This window comes from Paenibacillus sp. FSL F4-0097 (genome assembly GCF_038593125.1).
GTDB lineage: Bacteria > Bacillota > Bacilli > Paenibacillales > Paenibacillaceae > Paenibacillus_AQ > Paenibacillus_AQ odorifer.
Genome location: NZ_CP151965.1, coordinates 617,581 through 631,239, shown reverse-complemented (window position 1 = coordinate 631,239; position 13,659 = coordinate 617,581). Strand labels below are relative to the sequence as shown.

Below are 13,659 nucleotides of genomic sequence, written 5' to 3'. Positions count from 1 at the left end.
ATTTAGTCCAGATTAATGCGGGTAAAATGCTCAACTACCGGAAATGGGTCGTAGTAATGGTGAAGGAGTGCTTTCCATTCCTGATATTGGCTGGATTCTCTAAAACCAACAGTGTGGTCTTCAAGCGTTCTCCACTTCACCAGCAACAGATACTTATGATCATCCTCCAAGCAATGTTGTAATTCATGGCCCATATAACCCTCTATCGAGGAGATTAAACTTGACGCCTCCTTGAAGCTTTGCTCAAATTCAGTAGTCAAACCAGGCTTTACTTGCAGCATCGCAGCTTCCAAAATCACAATCATCATCTCCTAAAGTTATGTATTTAAAGCATCACGGAAAAACTCATGATAGAAATTAATGATGACCAACAGTATAGCTAGTGACTCATTGACACTGCCTACCTCCAGCGAATGATTAGCATCATCGATTCTATACACCTTCAAATGATTCAGCCCACTAATTTCACCGGAATGTTCTTGACCAAATAAGGGGTCACTGCCGCCATAGATTACAGTACCACGACTCCGCTGAATCAGCGGCACCGCCTCAGGCAACGGGGTGATATATAGATGAGACGTCTTCTTCTGTATTTCTAGCTCTTCAGCTATTCTACCTGCAATAACAGCGCCCATGCTTTTACTTATAAAAAGAAATCTCTTATAATCCGGAAGAGAAGCGATCACAGCTTTACATTCCTCAATGATAATACTCATTTCTTCACGTTTGAAATCCACCCTTGCACTCTGGTAACCATATTCTAAAAGCAGAACATCACAATTATGCTCCCGGGCAGCTTTAGCCGCATAATCTAGCAGAGAGCGATCAGCTGAATAATTTTTACCCGGAAAAATAACAGCCAGCGCTTTGGACCCTTGGGTGATATATTTATGTTTAACCTCTCTACCCCAATAAGAGGACATAATGATATTGCTAACGTTCATACATGTTTCCCCTCTTCTACTCCTTAGACGGATTTAAAATGTTTAAAGAAATCTATCGTTTCTTGCAAATCTGCCTCATCTTTATAGATACTCATTATTCGCCCAATTTCAAGCGCAAAGTCTACATATCCATTCGGTTTAGCGGTAATGATTGTTCCATCGACAAAGACGTTAGATACCCCAGATTCATTGTCCACATAAACCTTACCATCCAGTACTCCGGCAGCCTTAAGAATGGATACCCCACCGCAAATGCCCGCGATGACTTTTCCTGCTCGATTCAGGCTTCTGATTAAATCTAATAGAGCCTCCTGCCCTATTAAATTATCTGTTTCCCCACCAGGGATAATCAATAAATCTATGGTGCTAACGTCCACATTTTCAACCAATACTGATGGATTCACAGAAAAACCCTCGCAGGAGATTAACGCCTTATCTTCCAAGCTTAAGGTATAGACCTCGCCCTTTGTTTTCATAAAATAAGCTGCCAATGTAACCTCAAACTGCACAAAGCTATCATATATAAGAATATATGTATTCAATGATAGATCAGCTCCCCTGTTCTCAATAAAAAAGTAAACTCTATCTATGTATCTATCATTATAGCATCATCGCCTTCTCCTGAAACTTACGGACTCAGAGGACGCTATTTGCACATTTCCCGCGGCTTTAAAAGCGTAAATGTGATCAAATAAAACGAAATAAAAAAAGACACGGGCAACCAGCCACTTTAAGGCTTACGAGACACCTGTATCCTCCTATTAGAGCTATTGCTGCGACTGCGGCGCTAGCTGTTTATTTTTACGCCGGCTCACAACAATTTCAGCGCAAATCCATAACATCAGTGGAATAATCACCTGAAAAGGAAAGGCGTATATTTTATAAATATGGTAAGAAAAATAGTACATTTCCATAATATCCTTGTACACAAAATCCGCAAAATAGATCATGAGTAGTCCCATCTGAAGCACAACAGAGCGGTAACTCTTGAGCTTGAGTACTTTTGCTATCCCACTACTCGCTACATACAGACATAAACTTGTCTTGATAAAAGTAGTGATTACAAAAGCAACTGCCGATGAACCTTCAATTCGGGTCAGAAAATCACCTACATTAATACGGCCAGCAGACACATAAGCGGGAAAATATAAACTGGATAGAACTTCAGGACCCAGCATCAACAGGTTACGCAAAGTAGCCATAATGATAATCACCCCTGAAATTACTAGACTACCAAATAATATCTTCCGTATTGAGCTCTTGTCCGATAAATTACTGAATGCTCCCAGAAATATTACAATCTCCGCAAATGGAAAAGAAAAAGTACCCAGAGTGTCGCTTAATAAAGGCTGCCAGCCTTTGTCCAACAGAGGAAGTAAATGATGATATTCCAGTCTGGAAAAGGCGAGTGTTATCAGTACTAAATTAACAAATACAGCAAACAGCAACAGAAGCTTAGCGCTTCTCCCCATCACTTCAATCCCCGCCTTAACCACCCAAACACATAATAGTCCCAGACATATCATAGGTGCTAACATAGGGGTATCCGTTAAGGTAATTGTGCGACTGAATTCTCCAAAGTTTCTAATAATTAGTGCCCCCAAATGAAAGGAATACCATATATAGAGAGTGGAGATGATTCGACCCAGGATTCCGCCAAACACGGTAATCAACATATCAAATAGATCCTTACCCGGTAATAGGACGTGGAGTCTGGCATATATCAGCAAAAGTGGGGCAACCAGCACCATAGCTAACAATACGGCGATCCAGTTACTGTTACCGGATTGTCCCGGTACGCCCATAAATATTGAAGTCCCCATAATAAATAAGACAGCAATACTAATAGCATGCCCTGTTGATATGATCTCTTTATTCATACTCTATTCTCCCTTTAGGCTAATACCTAGAATAGCTTCTTGATCCAATACACAAGGAATGGTGACGGACTAGGAATCGACCATCTCATTGCCAATGCAAAGGCAATACAGAATGAAATTAGACATAATGCAGAAGAAACATAAAAATCCCGCTTCATCCCCTGCTTCCACAGACCATAAGGATCAATTAAAACAATTACTACATAGATAAACATGACCACCACAACCAATATTATCACCTATTTTTGATGAATCTTGATAGACCTTGTCGTTTGTGCACTGTTCTCAATAATCACCTTGGAATTCACTACTACTTCGACGTTGGAAAATTCTTTCACCCAGTTTTTCTCGATTTTCTCCCAGGTCCGCGGCATTTTCTCATGAAGGAGCTCTCCAAACCCAAAAATATCTGCATGGTAATCCTTCTGAACCTTATGAATAACTGAGAAAATCTGCTCTTCTAGTTCTTTTTCAGCCCACCTTTCTATCGTTTTCTTGCTGTCCAGACTATTGAATTCGCCCGAAGATTTGACCTCGTCCAATCCGGCATGTGTCAGTGTATTAAGTTTTATTTGGAGCTTACCATTTACCCATACAGGTTTTATTTTTGTGCGATTGGATAAAATTTCGAGCGAAAAGTTAGGCTCTCCACTTTCATCCTTTACGATTAACACACCTCCCTGGATTTGATTGTTGGCAAACAGCATGTATTTCGTTTCTTCGCCACTGATCATACCGATCATTTTATCCATTTTGAATATAGCTGTTCCGCTAACTCGTGCATTCTTCATCTTATTTTGTTCATGGACATAAATTAACGGAGCGATAGCATATTCTCCAGAAGCCTCAAGCTTGTCAATGAAATCCCAGATTTCCACAACAGGCGCTGTGCTGACATTCTTTTCAGTTCTCATCTGCTGTGCAAGTGCGTAAGACATAATACTCTCAGTTGAACTGCTTAGGCTTATGATTTCTTGAGCCGGTTTGTCTTTAGCGACAAAGATATACACATCCGATCGGGTTTCCGTATCCCTGTTGTACCAATCAATTACTTTGGTGACTCCCTCCCTTGCAATCTCCTCACTGAGGATAATCGCCTTAGAATGGCTCCAAAATAACTTTTTTCCAGTAATCGAGATCATCCCCCGCACAATATCAAACATGGTCTCGCCCGCGAGCGTAATCATTTTGAAGCCAGCCTGACTTGATTTCAACCCTTCCTTCGTATCTACAATTTCTGTCGTTACCAATAACTGACCGTCTTTTTTCCCCTTATCAATTGCGACCCCAGCAACAATCGACATATCGTCAATTTCAAAGTAGTTCCAGCAGCCTGTATTGCAAATCAGAAGCATCATGGATATAACAATCAGAAGTATCCTTTTCAGCTTGCTCATGGTCTTCTCCTTACTTTATTGGAACCTTTTCTCCTCATATTTCGTGCCCCAATCAACGCCGGACGCAGATACATATGCCACCACGGTGCCCTGATCGCTGTATCTTTAATGTCCTGAGGACGGATAGAGCCTACTTCAAGCATGTATGGAACCCCAAAGCTGCGCAAACTCATCAAATGTACTACTAAACCAAGCATTCCAAGAAAATATCCGTATATCCCCAGGAAAAAGCTCGCACCCAGCAGCAATGTTCTTACGATAATTAAAGGACCGGTCAACCTAGGATTAAGTAGCGTCATGATCCCTGTTAAACCGACTACAATAATCATTGGAGCACTCACTATTCTGGCCTCCACTGCCGCTTGTCCTAACACGAGAGCGCCTACGATACTGATAGCCTGCCCTATATAGGTAGGTATCCGCTCGCCCGCCTCTCTTAATATTTCAAAAATAGTTAACATGAATAGCGCTTCTACTATTGTAGGAAAAGGGACTGCTACTCTTGCTGTAGAAATACTGAGCAACAACATGGTGGGGATCATTTCCTGGCTATAGGTAACTAAAGCTACATAAAGAGCAGGAATACTGATCGACAAAAAAGCTCCAAAAACTCTTAACATGCGATTGAACGAACCAAAATAAAAGTTAATGTAATAATCCGAGCTGGCTTGAAAATTCTCTACAAATAGATAGGGAACGGTCATTGCAAACGGGCTGCCTTCTATAAGCACGGCAACTCTGCCCTCCATCATGTTACTGACTACGGCATCCGGGCGCTCTGTACTTCCTGTCATCTCAAAGGGCGAATAGGGTTCGTCTCTAATTAATTCCGCCAGAGATGCCGTGTCCAGAATAAGATCTATGTCAATCTGTTCAATTCGATTCTGTAATTCTTTGAGAATAGCCGGTGATGCCAAGCTCTCCATATAACAGATACATATCGGTGTTTTGGAACGTGTTCCCAGTGAAATAAAAACAAACTTTAACTCGGAGTCTTGCACCCTGCGACGAATAAGGGTGAGATTCACTAACAGTGATTCCGTAAATCCTTCCCTTGGACCTTTGACACTTTTTTCGGTCACCGGTTCCGCAAGAGCTTTCGTCTCCCAACCCTGCGCCCCAATGTTCAGAACACCCGCAAAGCCGTCTATCAGCAGTAAGGTCTTGCCAGCTATAATCGAATAAATCATTTCATCAAAATCTTCAGAGGCGACCACATCACTAATGCTAATGACCTGCGTCCGGATGTTCTCCATCAGCTCGGCTTTATTGTCACAATTCTTTTTGGTAAAATCAAAAGCCATAACAGGCTTAATAATCCCTTCCTGGATCAAATGCTTGTCAACCATTCCGTCAACATAGACTAACCCAAAGCGAAGACTATCAGTAAACATGTTGCTAAACACTCTGATTCTAAGCGTTTCATCGTCCTTGAATATGTTTCGAAACAAAGTCATCATTTCATCCAGTGACGTACTCAGAGTCTGCTCAGATTTTGTGTTTTTTTGAGACGTATTGCTGTTTCCACCTGCTGGCCGTTCCTCCACAGTAGTCACTCCTGTCAGAATTAGGTTTCCTAGAAATTATCCCCCGTCTCTCCAAATCCTATCCGCCAAAATTATACTGAAAAGGGATCAACAAGAAAGAAACGAGACTACTCCATACGCCGGGTTCGGCAGGTAAGTAACCCAATCAGCCCTTGGGGTCATGCCAATAGTGACTCACCGCATAACATCCTCAGACGCTTCGGCTCAGGCACGTAACACCGAGTACATCCTCAGACGCTTATGGACTCAGGCACGATAACACCGCATATATCCTCAGACGCTTTCGGCTCAGGCACGTAACACCGCATACATCCTCAGACGCTTATGGACTCAGGCACGATAACACCAAATACATCCTCAGGCGTTTAAGGACTCAGGAGGCGTTATTTGCTCATTTATCGCCTTTTTGGCATAGTTTTGGACTCCAGTGCAGCTATTTCATCAAAAGTGGCTCATATTGGGCGGTTTTCATGCCAATAGCGACTCTGAGGACCGATAGCACGCCAAAAGTCCATAAATGCAACGTTTAGGGGCTACTGGGTCCGTTACCGCCGAATCACACTCATCCCTTGGGGTTTACGGACCTCGCACAATAACACCCAACACATCATCAGGCGCTTACGGATCTAGGACGATAACACCGAATACATCCACAGGCACTTAAGGACTCAGGAGGCGTTATTTGCTCAATTATTGCCTTTTGCGAACAGTTTCGGACTCCAGTGCAGCTATCTCATCAAAAGTGGCTCAAACCGGGCGTTTTTCATGCCAATAGTGACTATGGGGTCCGATAGTACGCCAAAAGTCGATAAATGCAACGTTTAGGGGCTACTGGGTCCGTTAGCGCCAAAACCCCCTCTCCCCGGGGAGCTTACGGACCTAGCACAATAACACCGAACACATCCTCAGACACTTACGGACTTAGCCGCGATAACACCACTTGCATCCTCAGGCACTTACGGACTCAGGAGGCGTTATTTGCTCATTTATCTCCTTTTTGGCACATTTTCGGACTCCAGTGCAGCTATTTTATCAAAAGAGGCTCATATTGGGCGGTTTTCATGCCAATGCTACTATGGAGTCCGATAGCACGCCAAAAGTCGATAAATGCTGTGTTTAGCGGCTACTGGGTCCGTTAGCGATCTCTTGCGTTCAAATGACATACCATGAAGCAAAGTTTGTTTTAAGAGCATGGGGGATACGAGCATGTGATTAGGTGTTTTTGAGTTGTCAGCTCTGAGATAGCAACTTCGATCTAGACGTTTGAGGCTGGCATCTCTATGCTAGCAACTTTGAGTTAGGCCTTAGGGGTTGCCAGCTTGTTCTAGGCGTTTGGCACTGGCATCTCTGAGCCAGCAACTTTGAGTTAGGCGTTTGGGGCTGGCACCTTTGAGCTAGCAGCTTTGAACTAATAAAGCTGGCGTTCGGGACATACGGTCAGCAGCAAAAAAACACAGGTACCCCACCAGTCATTGGCATGACTAGGACACCTGTGTTTTTTATTGCTGCACGATTATTGAAGCTGCTCAAACAGGCGGAAGATCACTGTCGCTGCTTGCGCTCTTGTAGCCTTACCGTTTGGCCCAAATTGGTTGGATGTCATACCGTTAATAATTCCACTAATACGCATCGCTTCTACAGCTTTGGCTGCATCCGCAGACAACTGGTTCACATCAGAGAATGCTTCACCAGTAGCCTTTGTTCCGTCAGTCAATGGGATATTAATCGTCTGAGCCAAACGATAAATCATGACTGCCATTTCCTGACGAGTAATCTCCTCGCTTGCACCAAAGTTGCCATCCGCTTTGCCTTTAACAATGCCGAGCTTTTGAGCGCTCGCAATCGGACTGGCATACCATGCCCCATCCTTAACGTCTGTAAATGTGCTTACAGCCGTCTCATCTAGTAAATCAAAAGCGTTCATCAATATTTTGATGAATTCTGCACGGGTTACATTTCCATTTGGATTAAAGTGTTCAGCATCCATCCCTTCGATTGCACCTCGTGCTGCGAGTGCTTCAATGCTGTTTAACGCCCAATTAGCTGTAGCGATATCTTTGAATGAAACATTCGAGTGAACCACTACATAACTGCCAAGCTGCGGCAAAGTTAACTCAAGCATCTGTGTTCCTGTATTAAATCTTCCGTTCTTAACGATCTCTAGTTGCTGATTACTGTTCAAGTAATAAACCACTACTTTATGAGCTTTCTCACCAGACTTCAGCGTATAAGGAAGTGCCAGCTTGACCCCCGATGTCTTCAGAACATCACTCGGAATAACCACACCGTCTACGCTAAGACTGATGTCTTTAATTGTACCAGCATTCAACTGACTGCTTACCGACAGTGGCAATCCGGATACATCTCCAGTGCCCACAATAAGCTTAAGTTTGCCGTTCTTAGCATCTTTGTAAGTCTTCAGGAAACTTTCCGGCAGCATTATGCTTGCAGTTCCTGTATCAATCTTGAGGGATTTAACATTCCCCGCTGCTGCCATTGACTGCAGTGGCAGCTCAATTACAATTTGTTTCGCGTTTCCGGCAGGATTCACGACAATGGACAGAATACCATCCTTTGCATCCTTTGCTGCCTTTTCAACATCTGCGGCAGTGAGTTCAGCCAATGCTTTTCCATCTGCTCCGATGACCGTCTGGACCACGATTTTACCACTGCTTACAGCAGGGGCTATCGCAGACGCGCTAGGAGACGGTTTGGCCGTAGCTACCGGCACATAAGTACCCGGTGCCTCTGTTGGTTTTGGTGTTGACGTTGGCGTTGGTGTCGCTGTCGGTACAGGTGTTGATGTTGGCGTAGGTGTTGGCGTAGCTTCTGAAAGCAACTTCAGGCCCGCAACCGCCGCATTAAGCTGACTTAATGCCTCATCTATGTCTGCCTGAGTGGCAGTTCCACTCTCCAGCAACATCACTGCACGTGCTACCTCTTTCTCAAGAGTATTCCAGCTCTCCTCTACATAAAGGCTCTTATCCAGAGTCTCTATTGCTCTAAGCTTCTCCTCCAAGGGTGCCGTTATGAGAGGCGGATTTACAGAAACCAATGTTAAGGTATACGTTCTGGTCGTTGTTTTATCCAGTGCTGTCACAATGACCTTGTAACCCGTTTGGATTTCTCCCGCAAGAGTAATGCTATCAGGTTCGTACACAGCGAAGGTAACCCCTACCGGAACAGTAAGTCCTTCCTTCAGCTCATCAAGCGTAGTCGTATCCGGTAAAATAATTTCTTTGGCTACCTGATCAATAGATCCGCCCGGAATTGTGATTCCGCTGATCGTTGCATCATGAGCTTCGACAGGCTGTAAGGCTTCAAAGGCATTTTTCAAACTGGAATATGCCACATTAATATCACCATCGGTAGCACCGTCATTTGCATAAGTGGCTTTAGCAGCCTCTAGTGCAATGCGTAATGCCTCCCATTGCTCAGGCGTTCCGGTATAATTCTCTTCATTTACCGAAGGATCTTCCGCTGTATCAATGGCTGCTTTAAGTTTAGATTTATCGTACCTCACACTGATGCGGCAGCTGGCAGCAATATCGGTGCCCACCACTTTACCAAATATAGTGAAGTCTGTAGCAATGGTGAGTTTGTTAAGGGGAATTCCCTCCCATACCACACTTGCCAAGCCTGTCGTTTTATCGGCGTAAGTTACTGTAACCTTAGCTGGAAGCGTAGGCACGACGTTAACTGTCGTACTCACCGCAATCTGTTCAATGCTCACAATCGCACCATGGTCGCCGGGAGCAGGAACTTCTCCTTCTGGCTTAGACGAAATAGCCCGCCATTCCTTAACGCCTGTCCAAATACTGGTGGACTGCTTATTAAGAATCAAACGGAGTTTATCCGTCTTCACCTCGTCAAAGGTTACCTCGTTAAATGCATTTCTTGCTTTGCCTTTCTCGCTCAAGCCCGTTACCGGTACATATTTTCCAGCATCCTTATCCCAATATTCGAAGTTGTAATCTCCCGGTACCTGCACACCGCCTTCATCATCATAGAAGTACACGGAGCTGCCTGACAAAGTCACGGGCTTTTTCCAGGTCAGTTGCAGCCAGTGGCTTTCACCGGGACCGCTCCAGTTCCCATACTGAGTTTCTGCTTCGCTATTGTAAATACTTGCTGAAGTATAAGGGATATAACCATCATTAATGCCATACACAGACTCCCATGCCGAAGTGTATGAGGCACTAGGGGCAGCCAAAAGGGCAGCATTTCTGTATCTAAGGTTATCCACCGCCATCCGCATTTGATCCGTTGCCACCTTGATCTCTTCCAGCGTATATTCTCCCTGAGCCAGCAATGCCTTGGCAGCAGTCAGCGCAGCTTGCAGCTCTTGCCATGTTGCCGCAGTAAAATCATCCTTGTTCCGGACAAGTCTGCCGGAATCCCGATCCGCAAACTTCGCGATCATCTCTGTCAGTTCCGCAGTAGCTACAAATACGGTGACTGGAACCTTCACGACAGTTTCCAGTTCTCCATCGCTGACAGTCAGGCGGTATTCGTATTCACCAGTCGTCTTAAAGGTAGCTTGCAGCATGGCTTTATCAAGCCCTGTCTCCTCTACTTCTCCTTCACCTGAAATCTTCTCCCAGGTATAAGTCAGCTTGCCACTTGGCAACCCATCATCAACGATCTGCGGCATAATCGTCAGAGGAACATTTTGCTCAACCTTCAATGGTGTTTCTAGATAAACCTTTGGTGCCTGATTGGCAGCCGCCTTAACCTCCAGATTATTGTTGTAGATCTGAATCTCCTTGATGGCGGTCGCAAGTTCCAGCGGATGCGTCACATGAATGCGAATCGCTGCAGTGTTAACCTTTTGGAACTCCACATTGTTATAGTTGGAAGCAATATATTCCGGATAGCGGAATTGTCCCTCCACTGGTTTCCAGCTTCCATCAGCATCCTGATATTCAACACCAAATGTCTGTGGTGTACCATAACCATTCAGAAGCCGGTCATTATAGAAATAGACTTTTACATTGTCCACAGCCTGGACTCCATCAAATTTGAACGTAACCGTATCGACAGAATTCGGCGAACTACCGAATAAAGCTGTGTTTGACGTATGATTAATTGATGCGATTGTCGAATTGTCCGCCAGGTTGCGGATATTCGAACCGCTCTTGATATAAGTCGATTCAACAGTAGTGCCTGAAGCAACAGCCAGATTCGTACCGTTATTAACAATATCAACGCCTGCTTTATTAAACATATCGACAGTCTTCTCATTGCTGGCTAAGGATGTTTGATCTGCCGCAGCAAGCGTCGTAGCACTGCCTTTTTCATATAACACCTGTGTCTTCGAGTTGTCGCCAACGGCCCCAGTTACATCCCCTGAAGGTTTTTCCACCTTGCCAGTAGCTGTATCATAAATCAGATGGGACATTTCGTTAGTTGTCATTACGAGTTCGTCATTAATGAAGAGCGAATAACCTGCTGGAATACCTTGATAATGAGGATTGTCACTGTATTTAGCAGGATCCTGCCATACGATAGATAAGTTAACATCATGATAACGCACGTTATCTACAGCAAAATAGTCGTAATCGACATTAATCGGCCATAGCTCGATCTTGTCATCTGTCCGTGGCTGAATACCCGCCATATCTTCAACTACAGTGTAATTCATCATGCCAAGCGTATCGTGGTGAATCCATGCCCGTACCATATCTCCGCTAGGGTTAGGAGGATTGTCTTTTGTCCATGGTGTGCCGAAGAAGTAATCCTCCAGCCAGAAAAATTCATTAGAGTCCAGGTGGTCCGTATTGCCCGGTTCCACTGTATGCAACCAAGCGCCCCAATCAAACAGTGTTTTGTAAACGTCACTATTGATGTTATCTATAGGATAATAGCGCAGAGAGGCACGAACGGTATTAATATAGTTGCCGAAGTTACACCATGCGAACTGGTCTGTACCGAAGGCATCCGTCTTGCCATTCTTGAAATCTTCTACCCGCTTCATAATGCTGTTCTGATCCGCTGTAAAGAAAGGAAAGATCGGATAATAATTCGGATCTGCGTAATCAGACAACTGAGATAAATATTTCGCCTCATATCCTTCTTCACCTTCAGTTGGTACTACACCAAAGTTAAAGACAAACATGTTATTATCCCGCCAAGGGTTGAATACATCGGTACCGCCCACAACTTTTTTATGCAAAAAGCTGCCGGTACCATTCGTATCTGCCACACCGTCACCATCAAAGTCAGCCTTGTCGTACCACATCTCATTCAGAATTGAATTCTTAATATTCTGCGCCACAGTGTTCATTTTAGCTGCACCCGCAGTATCTCCAAGCTGCTCGTACATCTTCGCTGTTGCCACTGCATTGGCGTAGGTAGTAGAAGAACCATCCAGGCGGGCATAGTTACCACTGCCATTCCAGTGCATGGATACGGTATCTCCGTCATTACCTGTAATCGGACCATGGTTATAATAAACAAGATTTGGATTAGTGCCTTTAAAATGTTCAAGTGTGCCGGTAACATCAGTCGCAGAAAAATCAGCAAACTTCTTCAATATTTCCTGACCACCACCGTAAATCTTGTAAGCGTCCCAGCCTACTTGCGACGTGTTCTGCATCATATCCCAGGTCCAGATGTTAGGACGTCCGGGATTATTTTTATAATTCTTATTCTCGGAATATTCCCCTTGAGCCAGCCAGGTTCCATACAAGTAGGAAGGATCACGCAGCCATTTCAGATCCTGCATCGCCCAAGGTACACTGACCGTAATCCCGTTGTTGTAGCCGAGAACGCCCTCCATGTTCATTGGGAACTGCCAGTCATTGCCCGGAATGTTGGCATCCAGCAAATTAAAGCGGTTACACCACCAACGATAATAAAGTACCTTCTTCACATTCTCATCGGGAACATCGATATATGGAATGTTCTCTGCCCACCACTCGTTGTACTCCCGCACCTGTGCAGAGAAGGCTGTGTCATTGCTGTCAGCAGCCTTAAAGCTCTCATAATGCAGCTTTGAGCCCGGTATTTCATCCGCGAGCCAACCCATGACTACCTTTTGGTCAACGGAGCCACCGGCGGGCACTGTAATCTCTCTAAACAGTTCATTTCCGGAAGGACTCATGCCGTTTCCGCTCAGATGAACATCCACGTAGGACATCGCTTCAACTACCTTTTGCCCGGCTTTGCCTATCATTAGCGGAGCAGCCACTCTGTAACCCACCAGCTCATCACCCTCAGCCGCTGAGACGAAAGGTGATTTAACCTTCATCGTCAACGTTATATCACTGGCCGTAGGATTCTTCAACTGAAGCAGCGTTACAGCACTGTTATAGCTGGAAATAAATTTCCGCTGGTTAATCTCCAGGCCTCCGCTTGTGTAGGTCTGATTCTCATGACTCGGGTAGTTCTTCCGCACATTTTTCTGTTCCGCCAAGTCTCCTGTAGAAAGGGTGATGTTATACATCGTGTCCTTGTTCAAAGTATCCGCGTAATGCACCGTTCCCACAAAACCCAGCTTGGTATTATCCTGAGTCTTCATGTACAAAGCGCTTCCCCGGCTGAACAAAGTATTGGCGCTAACTTCATCGTTGACATCATCCGGAATGACACCTTCGTTAACAAGCAAGGCATCAAGCCAAGGCAAATCGGAATTATCTTTTGCAAAAGCCTCAAAATCAAAAGCTTCAATCGCCTGCATCATTTCTCCGACGGTGACATCGCTGAAATTAACGCCTTCCTTAACAATAGAATTATCCTTCCACTTCGCCTGCCCGTAATCGGTGCCTACGCCTTCATGATAGAAATCAGTCGTGTAGTTAGCCGATACGGGAACAATCCCTGCATTTAATACAACAGCCGCACATAATGCCGCCACAGAAGCTCTTCTGGGCCATTTATGACTTGTCAT

General features: G+C 44.6%; 8 protein-coding genes. All 8 read right to left on the bottom strand.

Annotation, left to right across the window (positions count from 1 at the left end; all coding sequences use genetic code 11):
- Positions 1-2: 2 nt before the first annotated feature.
- Positions 3-299 carry an antibiotic biosynthesis monooxygenase gene (locus MHH86_RS02800; RefSeq protein WP_036676767.1) on the bottom strand — a complete coding sequence of 99 codons (297 nt, stop codon included), beginning with the start codon at positions 297-299 and terminating at the stop codon, positions 3-5.
- A gap of 18 nt (positions 300-317) precedes the next feature.
- Complete coding sequence (locus tag MHH86_RS02795) at positions 318-944, bottom strand: alpha/beta hydrolase (protein WP_036676765.1); 627 nt, start codon at positions 942-944, stop codon at positions 318-320.
- A 23-nt stretch (positions 945-967) separates the two neighbouring features.
- A complete protein-coding gene (locus tag MHH86_RS02790) occupies positions 968-1,486 on the bottom strand; it encodes a DJ-1/PfpI family protein (RefSeq protein ID WP_038568581.1) in 519 nt (172 codons plus the stop codon).
- Positions 1,487-1,711: 225 nt separating this feature from the next.
- Entirely contained in the window at positions 1,712-2,824 is a 1,113-nt protein-coding gene (locus tag MHH86_RS02785) for an endospore germination permease (protein ID WP_036676761.1), read from the bottom strand.
- Between the two features lie 26 nt (positions 2,825-2,850).
- The gene (locus tag MHH86_RS02780; RefSeq protein ID WP_143760483.1) at positions 2,851-3,039 is read right to left on the bottom strand and encodes a hypothetical protein; all 189 of its coding nucleotides are present in this window, start codon (positions 3,037-3,039) and stop codon (positions 2,851-2,853) included.
- Between the two features lie 24 nt (positions 3,040-3,063).
- Entirely contained in the window at positions 3,064-4,221 is a 1,158-nt protein-coding gene (locus MHH86_RS02775) for a Ger(x)C family spore germination protein (protein ID WP_036676759.1), read from the bottom strand.
- Positions 4,218-5,768: a spore germination protein gene (locus tag MHH86_RS02770; protein ID WP_339211250.1), complete on the bottom strand. Its 1,551-nt coding sequence runs from the start codon at positions 5,766-5,768 to the stop codon at positions 4,218-4,220. The genes MHH86_RS02775 and MHH86_RS02770 overlap by 4 nt, the downstream gene beginning before the upstream one ends.
- A 1,513-nt stretch (positions 5,769-7,281) precedes the next feature.
- Complete coding sequence (locus tag MHH86_RS02765) at positions 7,282-13,659, bottom strand: S-layer homology domain-containing protein (RefSeq protein ID WP_339211248.1); 6,378 nt, start codon at positions 13,657-13,659, stop codon at positions 7,282-7,284.